The sequence below is a fragment of the Terriglobia bacterium genome, assembly GCA_020072645.1.
GTDB lineage: Bacteria > Acidobacteriota > Terriglobia > Terriglobales > Acidobacteriaceae > Angelobacter.
On the sequence record JAIQGK010000019.1, the window covers coordinates 53,648 to 78,659 of the forward strand.

The 25,012-nt window shown below is 54.5% G+C and carries 22 protein-coding genes; 11 read left to right on the top strand and 11 right to left on the bottom strand.

What is annotated here, in order from left to right:
- Positions 1-456 precede the first annotated feature (456 nt).
- Positions 457-810 carry a GIY-YIG nuclease family protein gene (locus tag LAO76_24015; protein MBZ5493999.1) on the top strand — a complete coding sequence of 118 codons (354 nt, stop codon included), beginning with the start codon at positions 457-459 and terminating at the stop codon, positions 808-810.
- Between the two features lie 608 nt (positions 811-1,418).
- On the opposite strand, the gene LAO76_24020 is transcribed toward LAO76_24015, so the two are convergent.
- Entirely contained in the window at positions 1,419-3,599 is a 2,181-nt protein-coding gene (locus LAO76_24020; protein MBZ5494000.1) for a prolyl oligopeptidase family serine peptidase, read from the bottom strand.
- Between the two features lie 53 nt (positions 3,600-3,652).
- On the opposite strand from LAO76_24020, the gene LAO76_24025 reads away from it, so the two are divergent.
- Both LAO76_24025 and LAO76_24030 read left to right on the top strand, forming a co-directional pair.
- Positions 3,653-3,940, top strand: a complete 288-nt coding sequence (locus LAO76_24025; GenBank protein ID MBZ5494001.1) for a hypothetical protein — start codon at positions 3,653-3,655, stop codon at positions 3,938-3,940.
- 1,456 nt (positions 3,941-5,396) lie between these two features.
- A complete protein-coding gene (locus LAO76_24030) occupies positions 5,397-5,912 on the top strand; it encodes a redoxin domain-containing protein (protein MBZ5494002.1) in 516 nt (171 codons plus the stop codon).
- 339 nt (positions 5,913-6,251) lie between these two features.
- Here LAO76_24030 and LAO76_24035 read toward each other — a convergent pair whose 3' ends face one another.
- Both LAO76_24035 and LAO76_24040 read right to left on the bottom strand, forming a co-directional pair.
- Positions 6,252-7,007 carry a LytTR family DNA-binding domain-containing protein gene (locus LAO76_24035; protein ID MBZ5494003.1) on the bottom strand — a complete coding sequence of 252 codons (756 nt, stop codon included), beginning with the start codon at positions 7,005-7,007 and terminating at the stop codon, positions 6,252-6,254.
- A complete protein-coding gene (locus LAO76_24040; protein MBZ5494004.1) occupies positions 7,004-8,119 on the bottom strand; it encodes a histidine kinase in 1,116 nt (371 codons plus the stop codon). Before LAO76_24040 ends, LAO76_24035 begins: the two co-directional genes overlap by 4 nt.
- 303 nt (positions 8,120-8,422) lie before the next feature.
- Here LAO76_24040 and LAO76_24045 point away from each other — a divergent pair, with 303 nt between their 5' ends.
- The gene (locus LAO76_24045) at positions 8,423-8,680 is read left to right on the top strand and encodes a hypothetical protein (protein ID MBZ5494005.1); all 258 of its coding nucleotides are present in this window, start codon (positions 8,423-8,425) and stop codon (positions 8,678-8,680) included.
- Positions 8,681-9,065: 385 nt separating this feature from the next.
- On the opposite strand, the gene LAO76_24050 is transcribed toward LAO76_24045, so the two are convergent.
- Entirely contained in the window at positions 9,066-9,236 is a 171-nt protein-coding gene (locus LAO76_24050) for a hypothetical protein (GenBank protein ID MBZ5494006.1), read from the bottom strand.
- A 612-nt stretch (positions 9,237-9,848) separates the two neighbouring features.
- On the opposite strand from LAO76_24050, the gene LAO76_24055 reads away from it, so the two are divergent.
- The 5 genes from LAO76_24055 (at position 9,849) to LAO76_24075 (ending at position 13,969) form a co-directional block, all read left to right on the top strand.
- The gene (locus LAO76_24055) at positions 9,849-10,334 is read left to right on the top strand and encodes a hypothetical protein (GenBank protein ID MBZ5494007.1); all 486 of its coding nucleotides are present in this window, start codon (positions 9,849-9,851) and stop codon (positions 10,332-10,334) included.
- The gene (locus LAO76_24060) at positions 10,331-10,813 is read left to right on the top strand and encodes a hypothetical protein (protein ID MBZ5494008.1); all 483 of its coding nucleotides are present in this window, start codon (positions 10,331-10,333) and stop codon (positions 10,811-10,813) included. Before LAO76_24055 ends, LAO76_24060 begins: the two co-directional genes overlap by 4 nt.
- A 264-nt stretch (positions 10,814-11,077) precedes the next feature.
- Positions 11,078-11,977, top strand: a complete 900-nt coding sequence (locus tag LAO76_24065) for a substrate-binding domain-containing protein (GenBank protein ID MBZ5494009.1) — start codon at positions 11,078-11,080, stop codon at positions 11,975-11,977.
- On the top strand, positions 11,970-13,094 hold the full coding sequence (locus tag LAO76_24070) for an alpha/beta fold hydrolase (GenBank protein MBZ5494010.1): 1,125 nt from the start codon (positions 11,970-11,972) through the stop codon (positions 13,092-13,094). The genes LAO76_24065 and LAO76_24070 overlap by 8 nt, the downstream gene beginning before the upstream one ends.
- A 197-nt stretch (positions 13,095-13,291) precedes the next feature.
- The gene (locus LAO76_24075) at positions 13,292-13,969 is read left to right on the top strand and encodes a phosphatase PAP2 family protein (GenBank protein MBZ5494011.1); all 678 of its coding nucleotides are present in this window, start codon (positions 13,292-13,294) and stop codon (positions 13,967-13,969) included.
- 50 nt (positions 13,970-14,019) lie between these two features.
- On the opposite strand, the gene LAO76_24080 is transcribed toward LAO76_24075, so the two are convergent.
- Positions 14,020-14,253: a hypothetical protein gene (locus tag LAO76_24080; GenBank protein ID MBZ5494012.1), complete on the bottom strand. Its 234-nt coding sequence runs from the start codon at positions 14,251-14,253 to the stop codon at positions 14,020-14,022.
- Between LAO76_24080 and LAO76_24085 the strand changes: the two genes are divergently transcribed.
- Entirely contained in the window at positions 14,246-14,959 is a 714-nt protein-coding gene (locus LAO76_24085; GenBank protein ID MBZ5494013.1) for a CPBP family intramembrane metalloprotease, read from the top strand. The genes LAO76_24080 and LAO76_24085 overlap by 8 nt on opposite strands.
- 60 nt (positions 14,960-15,019) lie before the next feature.
- On the opposite strand, the gene LAO76_24090 is transcribed toward LAO76_24085, so the two are convergent.
- The 6 genes from LAO76_24090 to LAO76_24115 form a co-directional block, all read right to left on the bottom strand.
- Positions 15,020-16,240: a DUF3300 domain-containing protein gene (locus tag LAO76_24090; protein ID MBZ5494014.1), complete on the bottom strand. Its 1,221-nt coding sequence runs from the start codon at positions 16,238-16,240 to the stop codon at positions 15,020-15,022.
- Between the two features lie 350 nt (positions 16,241-16,590).
- Entirely contained in the window at positions 16,591-17,709 is a 1,119-nt protein-coding gene (locus LAO76_24095) for a hypothetical protein (GenBank protein ID MBZ5494015.1), read from the bottom strand.
- Positions 17,710-17,793: 84 nt separating this feature from the next.
- Positions 17,794-17,952: a hypothetical protein gene (locus LAO76_24100; protein MBZ5494016.1), complete on the bottom strand. Its 159-nt coding sequence runs from the start codon at positions 17,950-17,952 to the stop codon at positions 17,794-17,796.
- 179 nt (positions 17,953-18,131) lie between these two features.
- Complete coding sequence (locus LAO76_24105) at positions 18,132-18,290, bottom strand: hypothetical protein (protein MBZ5494017.1); 159 nt, start codon at positions 18,288-18,290, stop codon at positions 18,132-18,134.
- Positions 18,291-18,359: 69 nt separating this feature from the next.
- Positions 18,360-18,521, bottom strand: a complete 162-nt coding sequence (locus LAO76_24110) for a hypothetical protein (protein MBZ5494018.1) — start codon at positions 18,519-18,521, stop codon at positions 18,360-18,362.
- 628 nt (positions 18,522-19,149) lie between these two features.
- Positions 19,150-19,857, bottom strand: a complete 708-nt coding sequence (locus LAO76_24115) for a hypothetical protein (protein ID MBZ5494019.1) — start codon at positions 19,855-19,857, stop codon at positions 19,150-19,152.
- A 565-nt stretch (positions 19,858-20,422) separates the two neighbouring features.
- Here LAO76_24115 and LAO76_24120 point away from each other — a divergent pair.
- Positions 20,423-25,006 carry a choice-of-anchor D domain-containing protein gene (locus tag LAO76_24120; protein MBZ5494020.1) on the top strand — a complete coding sequence of 1,528 codons (4,584 nt, stop codon included), beginning with the start codon at positions 20,423-20,425 and terminating at the stop codon, positions 25,004-25,006.
- Positions 25,007-25,012: the final 6 nt, after the last annotated feature.

The window sequence follows — 25,012 nt, forward strand, 5'->3', positions numbered from 1 at the left end:
TAAAGCTCGACATAGTTTCTGTGAGGCCCGAGGAATCGGCTCCGCTGCTCTCAAGGGCTATCAAACTGGTCGGACGCATACCTGTCGGGTCGAAACAAATCGCGTCAATCTTAAAGCTCCGCGCCGATCAAGCGGCGTTGTTCAAAATCCTATAAAGCAGCGGAGCCGATCCCTCACCGCTTCGGCTCACCGAGGCTCGCCGTCGGGATTCGGGATGGCATGTCGAGGGGGATGGCGTTTCGGTCGGGACGGCGCGACGAGCGGGACAAAGCACGATCTGAAAAGTCCGCACTGTGTCCCGCTGACAAACTGCTCAGGCCAAACCACCACGCCTACCCAACAACACGCTGTTCCGAGAGCCGAACATCGACGCAGTATAACCATCGTTACAGCTTCCGTGAGGCCCGAGGAATCGGCTCCGCTGCTCTCAAGGCGTGTACAATCTGGAGCGCACGCATGAAGACCTACTGGACTTACATCATGTCAAACAAGTCGCGACGGCTGTATGTGGGATCCACCAGCACGTTGCCGTATCGCGTATTCCAGCACCAAAACAAACTCTATCCTGATAGCTTCACCGCGCGATATGAGTTCTACATGCTTGTCTGGTGTGAACCTTTTGAGAGCCCTATCAGCGCAAGGATGCGCGAGATCGAACTCAAAGGCTGGCGGCGCGAGAAGAAACTAAAACTCATTCTCGCTGAAAATCCTGACTGGGCTGATCTGAGCCGCGAGTGGGAAGAAGATCCGGGCTGGAAGCTGGAACCCGATGCTCTTATCAGGCTCAAGCGGAAAACTCCGAAATCCTAAGCTTCATAATCCCCCAGAGACCCGCGGAGCCGGTCCCTCACCTCTTCGGCTTCACCAAGGCTCGCCCGTCGGGATTCGGGATAGCATGTCGAGGGGGATAGGTGTTCGATTCAGGGCAGCACATCAACCGTGATGCAGATTGCATTCTGGATTGTCCGTCGAACTAGAAACGATCTTGCATCTCCGCATCGTGTCCCGCTGACAAACTGCTCACGCTCACCGCAGTCCCCACACAACGACCTGCCGTTCCGAGAGCCGAGCATCAATGCTGCCTGAATTCTCCACATAGCTTCTGTGAGGCCCGAGGAATCGGCTCCGCTGCTCTCAAGGGCTACCAATCAGCGCGGGCCCCTTTTCCAACGTTACCCGCGCCTTCGTGTCCACCGTGAGAACAAGTGTCAGGGCACGGCTTCAGCCGTGCCATAAAAGGGCAGAAAGAAATTCCTTCCTTACGCCGTAGGCATGGCGCGCAGCGCAGCGGAGCGCACAGGCAGCGTTCGGCGGGCGGCCGCCCTCAAACTTTCGGTCAACGCAGCGAATTGGCCTGCCACGTCGCCCGACTACTCCAAATGTAAAAACCGTTTTTGCTGCTAGGTTTGATTGAGCGCCTAATTCGGCCTTGCTTCGGGCTTGAGATAACGATCAAAGAACTCATTTTCGCGCCGCCAGAAGTCTGTCATCGCTGCCCCTTCAAACCCATGCCCTTGGCCTTCATAGCGAAGTAAGGTCACGTCTTTGCCCAGATATCGCAATCCCTGATACATCTCGATCATGCCCTGCAGAAAAAAAACATCTTTGTCGCCCACAGCCAAAAGCATTGGCGTAGTCACGTTTGGTAAGCGGTAAACGGCAGACATTTTTGTCCACCCTTCCAGATCAGTCCATGGCGTACGGTCTTTGCCGTACCATTGCACGACCCCCGCAGGAGGACCTCCGCCCGCAGGGAAGAAAAATTGAGAAAGCCAATCGGGCGCTACAGCTGCGATCGATACCGCGCACTTAAAGCGAGGCGTAGCTGTCACCAGATAGTCAGCAACTCCCCCTCCATTGCTGAAGCCAGTCAATCCCATGCGGTCAGGATCTACGATTCCTCTGCGTATCAACTCATCCACTCCCGACATGATGTCATCCACCATCACTGCCCATCCATCAGGTCCTTTCACCGCCTGCATGAAAGCTTCACTTTTGACTACCGTTTGCCACACGTGCGGGGCGCGAGTAACAGGGAAAAATACGGCATAGCCACGGGATGCGAAAGATTGGTTCCCGCCCATCGTGTCGCCATAAAACTCATGTAATTCCTGCCCAATTGCGGGATAGCAATCCACAATCAGCGGATACCTATGCCCTTCTTGGTAGCCAGCCGGCTTGATCAGCACGCCTTCTAATTGATCGCCGCGAGAGTTCTTCCACCGCACCAACTCTTGTTCGCCCATGGCCCACTCTTTCATCTGTGGATTTGCGTCAGCCACCAGAGATGGCGAAGTGGAATTGCCGTCAATCATCTCGATGAGACCCCAGTGCCGTTCGTCCATCTTTTCCCAAACCAGAACTCCGGTCCGCGATATTGACATAGTCTCCTCATTAATCATTCCCCCGGGCGAGACTATGGGTGTTGAATGGAGATCACCGATGTCGATCTTGGCTAGACCATTCTCACGGTTGACGATGACGGAGCGGCTGTCAGGGGCCCACATAAAGTGGTAAAAGCTCTCTTCTAAACTCTTGGGCCCTCCGAATTGCGCCGTCAGATTCTTGGGAGTGCCTGTTCCGTCAGCAGAAATCACATAGACTTGCCGGGTACCAGACAGGCGTTCAGCTCCTGCGAATGCGATCCACTTCCCATCGGGCGACCAGGCGGGCAATCGTTTTATGCCATCGCCCGTCGTTACGGCATGCCGAGCTTTCGAATCAACTCTGAACACGTACAGGTTTGCTCTCTTGAAATCGGTCCAGTTTAGAGCGCCTTCCATCGACGCGCACACTATTGATTTCCCATCGGGCGACCATTGCGGATTGAAGTAGTTATCATCGCCGTGAGTCAGTTGTTCAACCTTGCCGGTGTTAACGTCGGCAATGAATATCTGGCCTACTTTAAAGGGATCAACTTTTGCGCTGGGATCCCGTTCATTTCCCTCCGATGCGGCGAATACGCCGTGCATCGTCCAGGGGTACGGAGTTGTTGAGGTGAGTATCAAAGGCAATCCCTGCTTAGGGTCCGCTCCAGGAGCTGCCTGCTTGGCTGCGGGTGCCATACCCGACTGAGTGCCTTCCTTAGCCACCAACGATGTGAAAGCCAATTTGGTTCCATCTGGTGACCAGGAAAACCAGAGAGGATCAAACCCCCATGCATCAAAAAACGTGTATTGGCTGATTTCGATGCCGTCGCCCAGATGCGTAATCTGGCGCGGTTTACCAGTTCTCACATCCAGCACCCAAAGCTGCCGGTTGCTCGCGCTCGGTGTGTAGTATGCAAGGTGCTCGCCGTCAGGGGACCAATGGGGAAGCATACCCCGCCCCATCTGACGGGGAGTGCTGTTAGGCCGGGCATCCACGATCCATAGATTGCTTTCCGGAACAACGCCTTCAGATGCATTTCCCCACGTGGTATAGACGATGCGGCGACCATTGGGTGAGATCTGAAGGTAGTAAATGGAGTTAGGACTCAAGCTTTGCAGATCTTGCAGAGTTATCGGCCGCGGTTCTTTTGCAATTAAAAGGCAAGATGCGGCAGTCACCGCAACCAGCGTCAAATACTTAAAAAACGTCAAGGACTTACTCTGCGCCATTGTCGGTCTCCTTTGATCGAAAGCCTGAATAGCGAGAATATACAGGAGAGTTAATGCCTTTTGGGATCGCTTTTGCTGTACGCGCTTCTGCGGTGTACACCCGGAGCGACTCGGGAGAGCCGGCGGGTGGCCCACCTTTTCCGCTTTTGCAAAGGGTGGAATTCCACGCCGTCCGCCGCATCCATATCCAGTCCCGCGCAACGGGACGGCTGGTGCTTTCAGGGCAGGCCTTTAGGCCGGCCTTCGCCAACGGCGAACGAGGCACGGTCCCGAGGCGAGCTTGCGAGCTGAAGGGCAAGTGCCGGGAAAGCAAAGAAAAGGATTATTTCCTTGCGCCGTAGGCCGGTCGCGCAGCGCAGCAGAGCGCGAATAGATTCCTGCTCTTTAAACACGTGTCGCCTAACGGTATCGCAATCGAGTGCCAGACAACCTCAGCATAGACCCCGAATTCGAACGGCCGCAAAACGCTCTTCACCGAAATGATCAAAAAGCTGTCCTGGACGCCCTTTGGCCCATCAGCGCTCCCTTAGAAAGCGCAAACCCCCGTTTTACATCGTCCAAATCGGTGTTAACCAGCCTGCAGCCGATAAGGCTGTTGGTCTTATCCAGTGCAACTCCGGTCACAGGAAGTGAATGCGCCTGTGTAGGCATGTCTTTGCCGGAAGCCTGGCAGTTGGAAGCTACAATCCTCTATTGAATGCATTCCAGGTGACATTCCGTCGAGGTCGTGCATTTGGCGTTGCCGATGCAATCGCAACAGACCAACCCGTCTGTGCAAACACCATCCGGTTGCCCTGGGGGACCGGGACAGAACGTCGTCGGGGGGAAGTCCGCGTGGGTTGTGGCAAGGCCCGCGTTTAGACCCGTCACCAATGTGCGATCGTGCAGGCCTCGGCGCTGTAAATGGAGCATAAAGAGCGCGGCTGGCCCATCCAGATGCGCGGGTTCTGCTGTCGCAGAAACAGTTAGCGCATTCGCCTGAACTGCTGTTGCCTGCCCATTTGTTACCGTTTGCGCCGTTGCTCCTATTGTGAACAGAAGAAAGAGTGAAATGAGAAACCATTTGCTGGTGGATTTCATGGACTCAGATTCTCCCTAATTCAAGATTTTACTTCTGGCATAGTGTAGTCCAACTGCATACGCTGTTCGGGATAATTGATGACATTTCAAACAAAGTAAGTTCCATTTTGGAGCTCACTGAGTTTCGAACTCCTTCTTACGCCGTAGGCTTGCGCGCAGCGCAGCGGAACGCAAACAGGCAGCGTTCGGCGGGTGGCCCACCTTTTCCGCTCTGGCTTTTAGTTAGGCGCAATATCTGCTGCAAGGATGTGACAAGTCGGGCAAAAAGTTAAGAGTTTCTAATAGTTATGAAAATAACTGACACTAATTCCACTTTGGTACAAGCTCCAATATGAAACTAGATAACTATAAATATATGGTGCAAGTAGTTTCATTCATTTTATTTAGTTCTATAATTTCCGTTGCCATGTTAGAGAGAGACAAAATGGCAAGAAAGAAGGAATAAGAAAGCATGTCTACCTATGTTAAAATTGCTATGCGGCTAACTATTCTCTTCGCTTTGATGGTGGCGGTGCTGGTTCTGATTCAACCAACGCCTGCCGCTGCGAGCCAATGCACGGACCAATGCCATGCTGACTATGTGGCGTGTGAGGCAACCTGCATCGGGCAGTTTGGATGCGATGATATTTGCAGGCAGAATTTGTTTGATTGCAATCAGTGTTGCTTTGGCAATTGCTGATTCCTATTTCACTCGATCCAAAATGACAGGAGGCAACAATGGCGGGCATTAGTAATGAACGAACTGCAAAGAGAGTTGAACTGGTTGCGAATGTTGGAATCGTCATTGTTGCCTTATTGGCGGCAACATTGCTTTTGCGCAACAACCTCGGACACCAGTCAAATCCGCAATCTATTGTCATTGGCTCAAAGATAAAGCTCAAAGATGTCAATTGGAAAGCCAATGGAAAGACGCTGGTTCTGGCTTTATCAACCAATTGCCATTTCTGTACGGAAAGCGCTCCATTCTATCGGCAGTTGGTAAAGGCAGCGGAAGAGAAAAACGTCCGTACAGTTGCCGTGTTCCCACAATCGCCCTTAGAAGCAACGTCTTACTTGGCGGCAAAAGCCGTGAAGGTTGATTTGGTCCAGCAGTCTCCTTTACCGGATATTCAGGTGTCCGGGACGCCAACGGTTCTGTTGGTCAATGAAAATGGTGAAGTCAAAGCTGTATGGATTGGGAAACTTCAGGCCGAGCGCGAAAAAGATCTCTTGGGCCGGTTAGGATCGTCCTGAAAGCTGGAGAGAACCACCTTTCCTTTGTTCTTCTTCCCGCTCACAGCAATGTTGAGGTAGCTGATCCTTCACCGCTCTTGCGAAGGGTGGGATTTCACACCGTTCGTCGCACCGTTTCTAAATTCCGCAATGGTCGCGACTCCGGTGTCAACCGTGAGGACAAGTGTCAGGGCACGGCTTCAGCCGTGCCGTAAAAGCGCAGAAAAGAATTTCTTCCTTACGCTGTAGGCTCGTCGCGCAGCGCAGCGGAGCGCGAATAGATCTGCTCTTTAAAAACGCGCCGTTAATCGACTGCCACACCGTCCGCCGCACGACAGCGGACCGCGGCTGCAGCAGGCCTCAGATCTGAAAGGTGGTCCGAAGAGAGTGTTTATACCGGCGGCTCGACAGAATGGCTGTACCGTCTGCCAGAACGAGCGTGTATTGATAATTGCGGGTTTGTCGGATCTCTTTCACGCTATTCACATTGACAATCCACGAGCGATGAACCCTGAGCAGGACGTCCTGTTTGAAATCGCGCTCCAACTTGTTCAGCGTTGAACGGACCAGCAGAGTTTCTGTGCCGCAACGGATTCTGACGTAGTTGTCCTCGGCCGCCATCCAGATGATGTCATCCGCGCATAGCCTGATGTTCCGTCCTCGGTCGGCCACCGTAATTCGAAAGGGAGATCGCGCTCGTCTGAGCTGGTTTCTTAGCGCTTCTTTGGCCCGATCCAGGGCCAGAAATAGCCGGTCTTCATCGAACGGTTTCATTACATAATCGCAGGCCTGAATATCGAAGGCCCTGGGCGCATAGTTTGCAAACGCCGTGGTAAACACTATGACGGGCTGATCTTCTTCTGATAATTTTTCCAGCAAATCGAAACCGGACAGTCCCGGCATCTTGACGTCAAGGAACAGGATATCCGGGCAACATTGCTGGATGCGCTCCCGGGCCTCGCTCGCACTGCTGCACTCCTGGATTTCCTGAATGTCGTCGTCCTTCTCAAGCATGTGGCGCAGGAAGTTCCGCGCCAGGCCTTCATCATCGACGACCATCACCCGTAGTTTCTCTGCCAGTGGTTTCTGAGTAAGACGCGCTCCACTGCGATTCATCGTGTTGTCTCTCCTTGAGAGGCGGGGAGCGCGATCAGGACCTGAAACACCCCGGGTGAATTCCAGCCATATTCAAACCGAAACCGTTCTGGATATAACAATTGCAAACGGGACCTCACGTTGGCAAGGCCGACTCCTTCCCGAATCAGCTTAGCCGCCTCGGGAGTACTCTCCTGCTCATTCCGGACGATAATCTCCACGGAATGGTCCACCGCCCGTGAGGCTACTTCCACTCGGGCCGCTCCTCCATGCTCCCACGCGCCATGACGCAGTGCGTTCTCAACCAGGGGCTGAAGGATCAGATTTGGAACCAGAGCTGATTCCGTGCCGGGACCAAGATTCACCCGGAGGCGCACGCGATCTTCAAAACGCACACGCTCAATCCCAAAATACAGCTCGACAAAGCGAATTTCTTCTTCCAGGCAGATCATCCGCGAGTCGCGTCCATCGATCGAAAGGCGCAGGAATTCGCCCAGCCTGGCAATCATGCGAATGGCTTCGCTCGGACGGCTCTCAATCAGCGCGGAAACGGAATGCAGTGTGTTGAAGAGGAAGTGAGGGTGCAATTGCATGCGCAGGGCCATTAACTCGGCTCTTGCCAGTTGAGTTTCGAGAAGCGCCCGGCGTTCCTCTTCCTCCCGCAGCCCTTCGTAGTAATCATGCGCGCAGAAGAGAGCCAGAATGAGCGAATACATCACCATTTGGCCGGGTGTGCGATAAGCACAGTACACAGCCAGATATCGGAATGTAAAAGGGATGTTAGCTGTGAACCCCGGATCCACTAGCCTGTCGATGGATAATCCCAACAGGCGCGTCAACGATGGAAGAATGATCGCCATAAGCACGTGCAAGATGTAGATATGGACTCTTGGCGGAGCCAGCGGAAAGCGGCGGTTAACGGCGAAAATGAGAGGACATAAAGCCAGCCATAGATAAATCTCCAGAAAATACCAGAGCAACCCACTTGCAAAAGAAGCCGGCGTTCCCAGAGACGTTAACTGCGCATACCAGGCAACGGATTCGGCTAATCCAAGAGCGGTTGCGATCACAAACAGGAAGACGAATACCTTCCGCGGAAGCCTCAGCGATCTGTGCGCACCATGTTTGTCCATCGGTTTGCTAGTAACCGTACCAAATCCGACTCGCAAAGGTAAACAGAGTTATCAGGCTGAGAGCGAGAGACCCGGCGTTTCTCCTCAACAAATAATGATCGATTGTCACTCACCCCATCCTGCGAACCTCTGGCCACATTTTTCTTTTGAGGCCCGCCCAAGTGTCGCTATGGTGGTGCGAAATCAAAGAAAAATGGCGTGTGGTTTGCATTCACGAACGGCTGCGGCTGCAGCGCACGACAGAGCTCGGTACGTGCAAGGTATGAGTTTCGGGCCGTTGTTGGCCCAAAGGAGAACATCTGAATGGCAAATGGGAGCAGAAAGCCCATCCGGGCAGCCGACTGTGCCGATCGAGCAGGCAAGTACGCTTTCGGGCTGAATGACACCAAAGCGGTTGCGGCGTTGCGCCAACTGGCAGACGATATCGAAGCCGGTGCTCTGGCACTGCACAGCGTAACCACTCTATCGCACGCCACGCATGAAGAATTTTGTATTCGAGAAATCACCATTGAAGTCCTGGAGGAATGTCCGAGCGCAGGCCCCGTCGCGGTAAAGGAGTAAGGCGGGCCCACCCAATCTGGCTTTTCTTTAACTCACAATACCGTGGGTGCCCTCGATAAGAGCGGGTGGCCTATTGGTTCCCCTTTTTCCGACTACCTAAACTGGATGACCCATCCTTTTGCCGCTTTTGCAAAGGGTGGGATTTCATACCGTTCGTCGCACAGTTTCTAAATTCCGCAATGACCGCGACTCCGGTATCCACCGTGAGGGCAAGTGTCAGGGCACGGCTTCAGCCGTGCCGTAAAAGCGCAGAAAGAGCCTCTTCCTTTTACGCCGTAGGCTCGTCGCGAATAGATTTCTGAATCGGCGGAGCGGTGGTTAGCAGCTGAGAAATGTTTTATGGGGATGAAGCAGATTTTTCTTCATCCCCGTTTTGCGATTCGAATTACACGCCGCCGCAGTCCGCCGGTACACCGTCCCCGTTTGGGAATGTGGGGCTAGGCGCTGAGCAGGGCGCTAGCGTGAAGAATCCTCCTTGAACGTTTTGGGTTTCCTGATCGCTCAGCTCACGAGCGCCCATGCGGCCCAGTATTCTGTTTTCTTTTTTATTTGCCATATTCAATCTCCTTTCTTGTTATAGGTTTTTGTTGTCAGCGCTTCAGGCGGCCGCGAGGAAGTTCGGCGGGGACGCCGATTAAGTCTTAACAGCCGCCAAGCAACTACCGACCTGAAAGACCAAGATTAAAGAGAAGTGTTCTCTGATTCAAACCTGTTCCAAAATGGGAAGATCTCTGGAAAATCGGCTGGAGGAACAGCCTCTGCTCCAACAAGACGGCTTACAATGCGAAATTGAACGCAATCACATCGCGCAACGCGCGAATCCAAAAAGCCCGGAGGACTTATGAAAATGATAAACCTCGAAAAACTCTTGATCGTTGCAGCATTGCTGTGCACGCCGCTGATGGCGTCGAACGCTCAGGCGCCAAGCGCCACGAAACCGCGTATCTCAACCAGCACCAACGTGATCACCTGCATGCCCGGACTGGTCTTTAGGTGCAACCAGTTCGGATGTTTCTGTGTGAAACCCTGATTAATAAGCAGGCGGGAAATCTTCCCGCTTTTTTCTGCCCAAGCGCGGTGCCCATCCTTCGCGCATTTTGCGAAGGATGGGATTCCATACGTTCACCGCGCCTTCTTGCCCGCATGTCCATTTCGCTATAATCCCGCCGTGCGTTTCTTGCTCTGTTGTTTTCTTGCTGCGATTGCGGCGGCGGGCACATTGCATGCGTCCTCTTTGGAGGACCGTCATGCGGCCATCAATCGCGCTCTGAACTTTCTGCACAGGACTGCGCAAGATGACGCGAACTTCTCCCGCTATGGCGCAGATCTCTTGTGGTGTTTCTATACCATCGCCCATACCGCCCGCGATCATGAGGTAAGTGAGTCCGCGCGACGCACGGGGCGTGAACTGGCGCAGCGCTGGCGCAAATCTCACCGGCACGTTCCGGCCGATGCAAATCCAGCCGGCATCTTCCTGCTTGTGACGGGAGCATACTCCGCTGACCGGCTCGGGTTTCCTGACCGTCGATTCAAAGCTGAACTGCGCCGGGCCGCCGCGAAATTTAGCGCACAGGATTACCTCGGCTTTGACCCGCGCACGGGCCTCCACGTCTCGACAATCCTGGTCGTTACGATCAATGGTACAGCGCTTTGATCGTGACCTTTTTTGGCGATGCGTACGGCATACGGCTGGGAACTCATTATCGCGATGTGCTGCAATGGCTGCCGCGCCTGCGTCCGTATGAAGGCTATGACGACGACACGGAATTCGACATTTTCTATGCCATCACGCACGTCATCTACACACTGGATCGCTACCATGAACGTCGTGTCTCAAGTTCTCTCCTGCCCAGTGAACTGGTTTTTCTGCGGCGTAAATTGAAACAGGCGATTGAGGATGAAGATCCTGAAATGGTGGGCGAAGCGCTGGATTGCCTGAAAGCCACCGGATTTGAAAATGATCCGCAGGTAGCTGAAGGTTCGCGATTTCTCGTATCCACGCAACGCCCGGATGGCTCGTGGGCTGGCGATCCCAACGATCTCTACACCGAATATCATTCCGCGTGGGCCGGACTCGATGGACTGCGCGATTATCACTTCCATGGCCGCGTAAAGAAACTGCCTGTTCGTTAAGCCTCTTCAAATCAAGAAAAAAGCGTTGTTGAATAGCCTCCAACTTCCTTGTTCAAAATCGGCGAAGACACATTACAATCTCGCATACACAATGCTTTGGGCTAACGGCTTTGAAGCGAAGTGCTCTCGGTCCCTGGCCCAGGCGCAATTTGTTTGCTCGATTTTCTGGCTCGGTTTTGTGACTCGAAGACAGCCCAGGGTTCCTGTCTGTTCCAGGTTTTCAGTCGAGCGCGGTTGCATGGCGCTGGACTTCAGGAGAACGGTATGAAGAGGCTAAGCATTGTGGTGTCCCTGCCGGGCGAGAATAACTATTTGCGCGAGCAGGAGGCCGTTGCCAGGACCACGGCGCAACGCCTGGGACTTGATCTGCACGTGATCAACGCCAAGAGCGATCCGGTTACGCAGAGCCAGCAGGTGCTGGAAGTTGTGCAGGCGCAGTCCGGGCGGCCGGATGCCGTGATTGTGGAACCGGTGAATAACCAGGGATTGCCCCGCGTGGCGGAAGCCGCCGTGGCTGCGGGAATTGGATGGGTGGTGAGCAATGCGCGCGTGGATTACCTGGAACCGCTGCGCAAGAGCGCCAAAGCGCCGGTGTTTGCCGTATCGCAGGACCACACTGAAATTGGCCGCATGCAGGGACGGCAGTTTCTGGCCATCCTTCCGCATGGTGGTTCCGTGCTGTATCTGCGTGGCCCGGCAACAAATTTTTTGGCCGCGCAACGATCTGAAGGGCTGGAGAGCGTGCTGGGCGCCACTATTCAGATGAAGAGCCTGAAAATACAGTGGACGGCCGAGAGCGCCCACAATTCCGTGACGTCATGGGTGCGGCTTTCAAACGTGCGGGCCGCCGATACGCATCTGATCGCCGCGCAGAATACGGATTTCATCCTGGCGGCAAGACAGGCGTTTGAAGAAAACGCTTCTGGCGCAGACCGCCAGAAATGGCTCAGCCTGCCGTACTGCGGAGTCGGCGTGCTCAGCCAGGCCAAGCCCTTGCTGGATGCGGGCACACTGAATGCCGCCATCATTACCTCGCTTACCATGGATACCGCGATGGATATGCTGGTTCGCCACATTCGAAGCGGCTCGCAACCCCCGGCGCAAACTTTTGTGAAAGCCTGGTCACACCCCACGCTGGAAGACCTGGCCAAGCTTTATGGTTAACCTAACTCTGGTGCTTGGGCCGAACATGAAACCACTGCGCTTCCGTACTGGAAACTTGGTTTTTGCTTTAACAGTTGTTGCGTTGCTCTCTGGCTGTCACAAATACAAGACTTGTCCGGCGCACTATGTCGTCGAGCCTGCTCCACCCGCGCTGCACGCTACCGGCGTGTTGTTTGCCACCGATCGCGAGCCGAAATCGCTGGAGCACCTTACTTTTTCCGCGGAACGCAATCTTGCTCCGCAACGCCTGACTTATGGCGTGAAATGCGAACATCCGGAAGAAGAAAACGCTTCCTGTACGGAAAGCTCTTTGGCTTTCCCGAAAGCCGAGTTTTTTCGTCGCGTGAATGCGGCGGATAAAGACGTGGTGCTGTTCATTCATGGCTATCGATATTCTTTCGACGAGTCTTTGCAGATTGCGGCGCGTCTGGTGCAGCGCAGCAAAGTGGACGCGCTTCCCGTGGCTTATAGCTGGCCCTCGCAAAACCGGCTTTTTGCCTATGGAAAAGACTATGACGTGAATGAATGGACCTTTGAGCACCTCACAGGTTTCCTGCAGGAGCTGGTCGATGCTCTTCCTCCGCATCACGTGCTTCACATTGTGGCGCACAGCATGGGGAACCGCGCCGCGCTGCAATCTTTGGCGCGCCTGCACCTGCCGGCGGAGCGTCTGGGACAACTGGTGATGATCGCTCCGGACGTGGACTCCCAGACATTCCGCGAGCTGTTTCTGCGGTCGGGCCCATTCAAGAATCGCACTATGTACCTTTCTAACCACGATCTTGCCCTGGGATTTTCCCGGATCCTGCACTCGCGCACGCCTCGCGCCGGCGATGCCAAGCGCGAATACGTGGTAGCCGATGGCCTGGATACGGTGGATGCTTCGCCGCTGAGCGCCGGCGTAATCGGCCATTCATATTATGAAAGTTCACAGTTGATGTTTGATGACATTGGGGAAGTGCTCAAAGGCAATACCGCGTCTGCCAGAAACCTTGACCGCTGCGACTTGCAGTCCTTGAAGAAGAAAAAAGACAAGACAACCACAGACACCATCGAAATTATTTATCGCTTGCCGTACGACAAGCCGAACCGGCATGAGATCAAGATTGGTTCGTAGAGGGCCTGAGGCAGTTGGCCGCACCACCTGCGCCCTATAGCCCGCGGAGTCGCATCCAACGTTATGACCGCATCATAAACCGCATGATGGGCATTAAGGATGTAACTTCCATGAGCCGCTGTAAATCGCGTTCTTCAATTTCAAGAAGAACTTCTCTGATTAGCTCAAAACTGCTGGCCTGGACTTTACTCGTCACTATGAGCGTGACTGCGCATGCGCAGGACGCCAAAAACCCTTGCAACGTTTCTGGTTTCGCTCACCAGACGTGGAATGAGACAACGCATTTTGGAGATGGCCTGAAGGGTGTGCCACGCGCCGTGATTCGCCCAAAGAATCTGCTATGGGAACTTCCTGTCCTGGCGGCGACTGGCGTGATGATCGCCAAGGTCGATCGGCCTGCGGACAATCGCATACAGTCCAGGTCCTTGCAGCAGACGGCAAGCTTGTGGTCGAACGTGGGACTGGGCATGGAACTTGGATCCGGCGTGCTCGGATATGGCGTCGGCTGCGGCAACCATCATTCTTATCTTCGCGATACAGGTTTTAAGGCGCTCGCTGCCATGGGCGCCGCCGGCACTGTTGATCTGGGTCTTAAACTTGCGTTTGATCGCGAATTTCCCACCACGGGGAATGGCGCAGGAAGATTCTGGACCGGCGGACGGTCGTTTCCGTCGGGACACGCGGCCACAAGTTTTGCTTTTGCTGCTGTTATCGCGCACCGCTATCCGCATAACCGATGGCTTAAATGGAGCGCATACGCGCTGGCAACTGGCGTAAGCCTCTCGCGCTATCCGGCCAAGAAGCATTTTCCGTCGGACATTCTTATGGGCGCAACCTTGGGATACGTAACCGGCGCGTATTTGGGCGATCACTAAGATCACGCACCAAGATGGAGCTTTTCGCGCACGCGTTGCTCTGCTGAGCGCTACGAGCCGCCGTGATTGAACAATAAAATTCTATTTGCGCCGCGACTTCCGGCTTGCGGGCTTAAGCTTTCGGCCATTGCTCCCATGCGCTCTTTTGCCAGTTTGATGTTGTGTGTCGCAAAGTCCAGAAAAAGAGGACCTTTTGTGACGAGTCCGTGGTGAAAATCTTTATATTCGCGGAACAAGACAAAGTTTTGTTTCGTAAACTTTGGTGCGTAGGTTGAAATGACCACTTCCAGCGCACCATTGCCGAAGCCGGCTCCGCCACCAGACGACCGTTTCTCCCAGGAGTTGCGGCGGTTTGGTCTGCTGGGCATCTTCGCGATTCTTCTTATTCTTTTTACCGGCAACGTGTTCTTGGGTCAGGTCGTGGTCCCGGTCGGCGCCATTTTAGTTCTCGCATGGGCAAAGCTGTCCCATACCCCGTGGAGAGAAATCGGCTATGTGCGGCCGCGCAACTGGATCGCCAGCATCGCGCTCGGCGTGGCTTTCGGCATTGCATTGAAGTTTCTGATGAAGGCCATTGTCATGCCGCTGCTGGGCGCCGATCCTATTAACTGGGCTTACCATTCGTGGGTAGGCAGTCGTGCGTTGCTTCCCGCAGGCATATGGGCTTGCCTGGTTGCGGGCTGGGGAGAAGAGACCGTCTTTCGCGGATACATGTTCGAGCGCTTCAGCAAGCTTTTTCCGCCGGGCATCGGCGGGAAAATATTCATCGTGCTGATCACGTCCGTTTGGTTTGGGTTGGCACACTACTTCAATCAGGGACTTGCAGGCACCGAGCAAGCTGCCATCACTGGACTCATTTTTGGATCAATCTTTGCCGCCACTGGCAGACTGCTTATGCTGATGTGCGCACACGCTGCTTTCGATCTAACCGCACTTACAATGATCTATTTGAATTTGGAAACGCGCGTCGCGCATCTGGTTTTCAAATAAAACATCTGCAAAAAAAGATGGCGCGGCCCATTGAGCCGCGCCATGTTGTCTGTTTAAGCCTTAGCGATTGTGATTGCCTTTATCGCCTTTATCGTCATGGCTGTCATGCCCGTGATTTCCATTATTCTGGCCATGGTTTCCGTTGTCATGTCCCTGGTTTCCATGATTTCCGTTGTCGTGCCCGCGGTTCTGAGCTACGTCGTGGCTGTGGTCTTCATGCCCGTGATTTTGCGCCACATCGTGACTGTGGTCATCGCGGCCATGATTTTCATGCGCTACGTCATGCCCGTGATCTTCGTGGCGATAATCGACTCTGCCGTGGTCTTCACGGCGATCTTCACGCCGCTCTTCTCTGGCATGGTCTTCACGACGATCTTCACGGCGTTCTTCGCGAACATGGTCCTCATGGCGCTCTTCACGGCGTTCCTCATTCCGCTCATGCGCGCGATAGGACACTTCGCGTCCATGATTTTCATGTCCTCTGTCGTAATGATGCTCAGGATAGTAACGCACGGTATAAGGATGGTGATATTCGTGGCGGTTCACCCAAGTGCGCTGCCACGGCGCGTTATTGATAAAGACCACGCGACGGTCCCAGGCGATGCGGTTATATCCCCAGCCCCATGGCCGGTAAGAAGCTCCCAGCACCACGCCAAAGCGGAAGCCAATTGCGCCGCCGATGAAAAAGCCCGCGCGAGGCCGCTCATAGACCACAACCGGATCGTACGTGGGAACCACAACGTAGTCTACGCGCGCCGGCATGATCGTGATATAAGGTCCGCCGCTAACGATGATCTGCGGGCCAGTGCGCAGGTAGCCGTAGTCGCGCGCGCGCCGGCGCATTCTCTGCACCGCATACATCACTTCCTGCTGCTGGCCCAGAAAAGCATTGCCCAGATCGGTCGTCCAATCCATGTCAGACGCCATCATGTGCAGCACGGCGGGAAAGGGAAGCAGAGCCTGAACGGATGGATCCCAGGGCAGCTGATCGTCCTGGATCTCGGCGGCCAGTTCGTTGCCGGTCATGTCGTGGTGCTCGTCCGCCCAGTAGGATGCGTCGGAAATCTGGTCAGGAAAAGTTGCGGCGGCCAGCGTCTGCGCCAGCAAAGCATCGGGATACAGCGCAATGCGCGATACCATGCGGTCAAGCTGCGGCGGCGCGAAATATGGCGCGTCCTGCGCGCTTACCTGCGTCGCCAGCGCGCAGCACATCACGAATACAGCCAGCGCCATGGCTAAAGTTTTGCCGGTTGCACGATTGCTAATCTGTCTTGCTGACATCACTACTCTCCTTGGTCTCAATTAAGTACGCAGCTGGTCTGCTAAACGCACTGCTGCTGAAAAGCACACTATTGTCGGCGCCCATAGGAGGAGCTATCAGGCGGCGTCATGCGTATCTTAACCCCGGTTAAGCAGGAGAGTTGTTCACGGACGTGATGGTACTTTCGTGCTGTTTCGCCCGGTACGGCGAACCATAGGAGTGGCTGTGGAACGGCCACACGGGATCATGGTCTGCTATCTTTGGCAAGACCGACAAAGCCGGATAGCAAGGAAACTGGCGGCCATCCTGGATAGCGACAGCCGCTGTATGTGCCATCAGATTGTTCGCCCAGGGAACGGTTCAGGTGCTGTCAGCCGGCCCTTCCCGTCTCCCGCGACATAAAAGGTGAAGCCGCGACTGCTGCTGCTATATCAATAGGCTCCTGGTTTTCCGGAAGACTCCTGAAGTGCGTGATGAAGTCAGAAAAGTTAGGGAACAGTCCCAGACGATCTTCCAGCGGCTGAACAGATCCTTCCGGGGCCGTAATAAACGCGCAAAACTTCTCCAGAGTTCTGGCTTGCGGGTTGAACTGGTCCAGCCACAGGAATTGTCCTTGCTCATTGATCTCCAGGAACCACCATTGCCCGTTGTTGTCCACGGCAAAGTCAACCGAACCGAAACAGATCTTCGCTTTCTGGGCAAACTCCAGGATTCCTTTTTCAACGTCGGGCGGCGTAGGAATGATTTCCACTGTTACGTTGCCCAAGCCTGCATCCTGCCGCCAATCGAGCGCCTTCTTGGGATTGAGCAGGGCATACGAATAAACCCTGTGGCCCATAATCACCATGCGGATGTCGAATTGCTTCTCGACTCTCTCCTGATAAATGCCGGGAGCGTACGTAAGGACTTCATCGGAGGGCAGCAACTCCGGCGTCAACTTGAATGTTTCCGTTACGGACACGCCATCTTCATCGTTACGCTGCCAGACATGAGGGCTGAATCCCTTGCCGATGGTCCTGTCAGGATTGCGGCCCACGAACTCTCGAATGAGGCCGGGTGAATTCGACAGCAGAGTTTCAGGAACGCGCAGGCCGCACATCCCGGCCAGTTGCAATTGCACTGCTTTGTTGTGAATAAAACGCGCCGCTGAAAATTTGTTGAAGCAAAACACAGGCATGGTTTCCAGCGTGTAAGCAAGGCAGTGGTAGAAGGCGCGATATTCCTGTTCGGCAAATTTCCTGTCGGCTTCTGATACGTTGGGATTATGCGTCGGTACATCAGGCCGGCGGATCCAGATTGCATCGCCCGGATTGACCGTGAACGGCCCCAGCATCATCTTTGCCTGTGCGTCTAGCAGCAGGGAAGATTGCTGCTGCTCCGTCCATGAAAGACCGCCCCAGCAAGCCACTTCATAGCCAGCTTGTTCCAACGCCCATTTTACGGGAGCTGTGTGATTTTCTTTGGCATAGGCAAAAATGATGACCTTCATTTCGAGTTCTCCTCTTAATATCAAAAGATGCGCCGGCAAGCCGGAAAAAAGGGTCGCCCCCCATTGAGCGGCCCTTGCTGCTGTTTAGTCATCGTCGCCATCTGAGGCGAGCGTGCAGAACGTGGTGGTTACGTCTCTGTGTGGATTTGTGAAAAATCCTCCAGTGATGGTCTCAAGCTCTTGCGGTGTTAAGTCGCGAGCCAGTTGGCGGCTGAGTACTCGATTGTCCGATTTTGCTGACATGGTTTACTCCTTTATCAGTTATAAGGCCAAATATTTATTTCAGTTGCGATCCCATAAAAACTGAGCCTGGGAACGTGCGCGCGGTGTCCAAGCACTGCACATAGAAATCATCTTGTCGCCTGGAATGAGACGATCACTGCCAGGAGAAAGGGCCGCCGACTGAGCGGCCCATCTGTTGTTTAGTCGTCGTCGCCATCTGATGCGAGCGTGCAGAACGTGGTGGTCACGTCTCTGTTGGGATTTGTGAAAAATCCGCCGGTGATCACTTCAAGCTCTTGCGGAGTTAAGTCCCGAGCCAACTGGCCTCTGAGTACACGATTGTCCTGTGGTTTCGACATGATTTTTCTCCTTGATGAATTGTTCTAACGGTGTTTCACGTTCGTCCTCTGACCCGCAGTCCTGGCGTGCTAGGAAGGGTCGCAGAGAACATCGACGATGGGGCCATTTTTGTGAAGCGAGGTGCCCTGGCATCCAGTGGTTCCACCCGCAACGTGCTGCACTTCTTCAGGCGACAACTCGCGGGCGCCCATACGATTCAGTACTCGGTTCGACGTGCTTTGCTCCAACATGAATTTGCTCCTTTTTGTAAGTAAGGTATTTTCTAACCCTGTAATGGATCAAAACCAAAACCCCGGGATCGGTCGTTCTGCATCGCTGTTGCGGGCACTTTCAATACCCGAAACGGAACGAAATAGATTTGCAAGCATTAAAAAAAGCTTAAAAAGAATTGTTCTCAGCTTCAATGTTTCAGCTGGAATTTTCACGTTTGCCATTCCCAGAATGGGAGAGAGATGATGCGCGATTGCAGGCAACCTTTTCTGTCTAATGTAGAAGGACTTCGATTCACTCGGCGTTTTGACGTTAAGCGGTTCGCAAAAACGAAGAAGAGCGTGCGCAGAAACTCGCAGACTCTATTGCAATAAGCATAAGAAAAGGTGTTCTTAGAAATCGAATTTAAAGTTTTATTGCAGGATGGCAGGTAAATGCGGGAGATCCATTAAATTGGTTTGGATTTTCCTCTTCGGGCGCCGATCAAAAATAGGGTCTGCTTCGCAAGAGGCAGGCCATAATCGCCTACGGTTTAGTATCAGCACAGCGTAAGTCGATTCCACCACCCGGCAAGAGCACAAGAGGCACGGCCAAGGCACGTGCCTCCTAATGTTTGTGGTCTTCTTTGCGAGCGACCTTCAAAGCTGCCTATCGACGGCCGTTGCCGCTGCGTGATCCACCGCCGCCACGCGATCCGCCACCACTATGCGATCCGCCACTATATGATCTGCCGCCGCCATAGGAACGGCCACGGCTGTATGACCCGCCGCCACGATACGATCCGCCGCCGCTATATGACCTGCCGCTGTAGCGTGATTGGCCACCGCTGTAGCCGCGTCCAGCGCCGTTGTAATTGCGGCTGCCGCCATCGCGGAATCCCGGGCCATTGCCGTTAAAAGCGCGATATCCGGTGCCGCCGCGGAAGTGATTGTCAGCTCTGTAGCCATGGCCGTCATTGTGGAAGCTGCGGTAGCCGCCATGGAAATGGTCGTCGCCATGAAACGTGCGGAATCCGTCATGGAAGAAATGATCATCTCCGTGGAAGCGGTGGAATCCGTCATGGAACCAGAAGCTGTTGAAGTAATACGGCCGATAGAACCCAGGATACCTGTAGTAGAAGTTGCTCCACGGCCCAACGCCGATGAACACCCCGTCCACGAAATAGCTTGGGCCCCAGTAACCATACGGTGCGCAGTCATACGGATAATAGGAATAAAACCCGTATTCGCACACAGGAGGCGGATTGTAGAAGCCATAGCTCGGCCCAATCTGCACGCCGAACGAAACCTGTGCCTGTAAATATGCTGCGGGCAGAAGCAAAACAGCCAGCAGAGCGAGAAACTTAAGGTGTCTCATAAGGACCCCCTTCAAAAGGCGCCGGACTGTCGCTGGCAAAGAACCGATGGCCGAACGGCTAACCGGCTACCTGACTTAATACTAACCACGATCTCTGAAAAAAGTTGTGCGCCCGGTCACGCTTCAAACGTTTGTCTTCCGCGAGGTTAACCTATCTTTACAGTGGTGTTCTTGATACCCTCGCCCTCGAAAGAGTTGGCCTTCGCCGATCAATGCCTTCCGTGGGCGACCCTCGTAAGTTTTCTGCGTTTCCCAGCATCGCTGGGAGGTTTTTCTTTGCGCCCCTTCGTGCACCTTGCGGTTAAAAGTTTCTGATCTTCCCGATGACATGTTTCGTCAGTGATGACGCGCAATTCCTCATCGATTCTGAAACGAAGACGCAACCCCATTTCGAAATACTGTCTGACCGAACGATGAAAGGATTTCGAGTTTCTCCGGCGTCCGACGAACCCTTTGCTCACAAATGGACTGTGATCCGGCTTGTATCTTTCAGCTTGTGTTTTTGCTTGAACTACTATAAAAACCAGAGCACCTGGATAGCGGATTTCTTAGGCTGGAGAACCTCATGGGCTTTCGTTCTTTTCTAAAACTTATAGTTGTACTACTTTTCATTGGAGCTATGCCGGTGCATGCATCCGGCCAAACTAAGAATGAAGTCCGGGCTTTATTGGGTGAACTACCTACTGCATTTGAGCCCAATGAAGGTCAAGCCGCCAAAGGCTATACATTCGTGGCTCGCCGCCCGGAGCTCACCGCGGCATTTGCGCCCACCTTTGCCGATTTGTCCGTACGTGGCAACAACAATAGCGCAGCCCATCTGCGGCTTCGGTTCATACACGGGGCTGCGCAGGCAATTGAAGGCGAAAACAAGCTGGGATCAAAGACCAATTACATGCTCGGGAATGGTCCGGAAGAGTGGCACACGGGTGTGGCGAACTACGGCCGCCTGCGGTATAGAGACCTCTATCCCGGAATAGATCTGGTCTTCTACGGCAATGGGGAGCAACTGGAGCACGATTTTGTAATTGCTCCGGGCGCTGATCCATCCAGAATCCATTTCCAGTTGGAGGGAGGCAATGAGATTCATCTGGAGCCGAATGGCGATCTTAGGTTGAACCTGCGTGACGGGGAGCTTGTGTTGCGTCGTCCCAGCGCCTACCAGGAGGGGAAGGACCACGCTCAGAAAATCGACGTTGCTTTTGTGCTCAAAGGATCAGCAATCGGATTTCGTGTTGGACGTTATGATCGCTCTCGTCCACTCATCGTTGATCCGGTCATGGTTTTTTCCACTTACCTTGCCGGCGGCACGGTGGAATTCTTAAATGCGGTCACCGTGGATGGGGCGGGCAATGTCTACGTAACGGGTTTCACCGCTTCGCCGGATTTCCCAACTACGCCAACATCTTTTCAGCCGACCTGCCCCACCTGCGTTCCAGCCAGCCGGCAGGGTGACGCCTTTGTCAGCAAACTGGATCCCACGGGCAAGACTCTGGTGTATTCCACCTTTCTGGGCGGCAGCGCTCAGGACAGCGGCTCCAGCATAAGTGTTGACGCGAACGGAAACGCGTTGGTGGCGGGCATCACCAGCTCCCTGAATTTCCCATCACTCAATCCCATCAACCCGACTCCTCCATGCTGCAATCTCAATCTGCTTTTTGTCACATCACTCTCGCCGGACGGCTCCGCGCTTAATTACTCGGGATTGGTTGGCTCCATATCGTTTAACACCAGTGTGTCTCTTGCGGCAGATGCCTCGGGCAACGCTTACATCGCAACGCAAACCGATTCCGTGGATTTTCCCGTATCTGCGGGCACCTTCTCGGGGATACCTGCCACGAATTCCGCGCATACGCTGATAGTTCTCAAAGTCAGTCCGACCGGGAGCCTGCTCTACTCGACAGCAATTCCCGGCACGGCGACTCCAACGTTCGATTCAACGACCAATAATTTCACCCCAGCGGCCATCGCCGTGGATGCTTCTGGAAACGCTTTTGTGGCAGGCACGGCCGGGGCAGGCTTGCCGGCCACACCTGGAGTATTAGCCGGAACGTTACCGGCAGACGCCTCATTTAGGACCGCCTACGCACTAAAACTGGACGCTACAGCTGCGAACCTGCTCTATGCCACGTACATTCCTGAGACGGTTTTCGGCAATGCCCTGGCAATCGATGGAACCGGCGGAGCCTATATCGCAGGCGATACGAATTCGTCCAAGTTACCAGTGCCGATCAATGCAGCTATCCCGTCTCCAAACTGTACGGGCACGTCCTGCACTCTCGGTTACATTGTGAAGCTGAACTCCACCGCGACCCAACAGGTGACCGCCACCTACATGACAGGGACATCCACCGCAAACCAGTTCAACTCGGTGAAGGCGTTGGCGCTTGACGCGGCCGGAAACGTCTATGCGGTCGGCACAACGTCGGAGCCTACGTTCCCTGTGAAGGACCCTCTGCAATCTATCCTGCAGCACTCTGTCAGCTTCTCGGAGTCCGCATTTGTGTCTGAGCTGAGCAATGACCTCTCGACACTTTTGTTTTCCACGTTTCTGAGCGGTACAACGGGAGCGTTTCCTCAGGGCGTTGCCGCAGGTCCAAGTGGCCGGCTGATCGTAGCTGGTATTACTTCAGACACTGACTTTCCCACCACGCCTGGAGTATTTCAGAGTGTACTGCCGGTGGTGAGCACTGGATTTATTCCACAACACGGATTCATCGCGTCAATCGACCTGGCCACTGCCGCTGCTTCGGTCTGCCTGGATAAGCCAGTGCTGAATTTCGGCGGTGTACTGGTCAATACAAGCGCTTCGCAGACCTTGAACGTGACCAATTGCGGCAACGCCGATCTCCACGTGACGTCCCTGTCCGCATCCTCGCCCAGATTTACTGCAGCCGGCTGTACGGCTGCGGTCACGCCCGGCAATTCATGCACCGTCACCGTGACCTACTCTCCGATTGACACGACCGTGGCGAGCGCGAGCCTCACCATCACTGACGATGCGGGGCTTTCACCCCAAATTGTGGGGTTGTCAGGGCTCGGCGGATTTCCCCAGGTTTCCCTGCCTATCGGAATATTCTTCGGCGACCTCCCGATTGGGACCACTGCGGCAACGGGATCCGTGCTCCTTCAAAACACGGGACAAGGCGCCCTGAACATAGCAAACATCACTGTGAGCGGAGACTATTCGATCCAGACAAACGGGTGCGGAACTCAAGTACTTGCTGGAAACTTTTGTCTCCTGTCTTTGAATTTCAGTCCGACGCTCGCAGGCAGCCGTTCCGGCACATTGACGATTACCGATAACGCCCAGGGTAGCCCGCACACGGTTCCTCTCGACGGTAACGGCCTGGGCCAGTTGCCACTTCCAGTCATAACCAGGGCTCCAGCCGTTGCCACGAACGGCGCGGGCAGGCTGTCTGTACAAGGCCGCAACTTCTTTCCCAACTCAACACTCCAGTGGAACGGAAGCGCACGGCAAACAACATTTGTGAGCGAGTTTTCCCTGATCGCCCAACTCACGGCGGCCGACCTTTCTCAGATAGGTGAGGCCGCAGTCACGGTACTGAATGGTGCGCCCGGAGGCGGACCCTCAAACCAGGTTTTTGTCCCGGTTTTTGCTCCAATCGCGGTTGATGCGCAAGATATAGTCCTGGATCCTCTGAGGAACGTGATCTATGCCTCGGTGGGCGCCAACGCTGTTGCCAATGCCAATAGCATTGTCGTTATTGACCCGGCCAGCCGGCAGATCGTCAACTCCTTTGCCGTGGGCAACAATCCTGACAAGCTGGCGGTTTCCGACGATGGACAGTTCCTCTACGTGGGACTGGATGCGACCAGTAGCGTGGCCCAGCTTGCTCTTCCTGCTGGTACAGTAAACGGCACAGCAGCACTTGGCAGCAATGTTTTTGGCGGCTTCGCAGCCGGAGCTATAAGCGTGTTGCCGGGCCTGCCACACAGCTATGTTGTTTCCGTAATCCAACCTAAAGTTTCACCCAGCTTCGATCACGCGCTGGTGTTTGACGACTTCACGGCGCGGCCCAATCAGGTCAGCAGAGTCGCTTCAGGCCCCACGGTAGAAGCCGACGCTTTTACCTTCTTGGGCAACGATGCGACCAAGCTCTATGCAAGCACCGTGAACCTGTTCCCTGATTCCTTTTACCGCATCACCCTCGACGCAAATGGCTTGAGTTTTATCGACGAAACCCAGAGCATCGCGGGCGGCCTGCTTGAAGGCGATGGCACGTCGATCTTTGTATCCAACGGCAGGGTGATTGACCCAGCGGCAAAGGTGGACAAAGGCGTGTTCTTGCTCAGCGGATCGTCGAGCGCCTTGAAGGTTGATGTCGCCGCTTCACGCAGCTTTTTTGGTGAATTTGCATTTGCCGGCCCCTTCCTCCAGCGCCCGACTGCTCAGATTGAAGCATTTGACAATCGCTCAGGCGGACTTATCGGGCAGATTCAGTTTCAGGGGCAGACTCTTTCCTCCACACTTTCCTCTATGCTGCGTTGGGGAACAGATGGGCTGGCCCTGAAGATGTCAACCAGCCTAACGCAGAATTCGGTTGTAGTTCTGCGGACCGGCCTGACAAGCCGTGCCCCCGCGCCGGGATTTCAGATTTCCGGGACAGGCGTCCTCAACGGCTACATCCCGCCCGTGACAATTGCAGCCGGCGGTAGTGCGACGTTCAATCTGAGCTTTAAGACCGACCCGGGATTTGCGGGGCAGATTACGCTTTCCTGTTCCGGCCTGCCCGCCGCGTCCGCGTGCACACCTAGTCCCACAACCTTGACTGTCCCTGCCTCCGGGTCGCTTACGACAACGGTGACGATCTCCACAACCAAACAAGTCGCTTCCGCTGCTCCTTTGAATGTGGGATGGACTGGGACCTTAGCTTTTGCGGCCATGTTTATGTTCCCCTTCGGGATGGTCTTAGCATGCCGCGACCGGCGGCGTCGTTGCCATTCAGTGTTACCCATTGGCGTGTTGCTGATAGCAGGTGCGATTTCTGGGTGCGGCGGAGGCGGGGGCAGCACTCCACCGCCTCCCCCTCCGCCAAATTTCACTTCCGCGGGTACGTATAACGTGCTGTTCACGGCTACCAGCGGCACTGTGAGCAGGCAAGTCAACCTGACGGTGATCGTGCAATAGCAACTA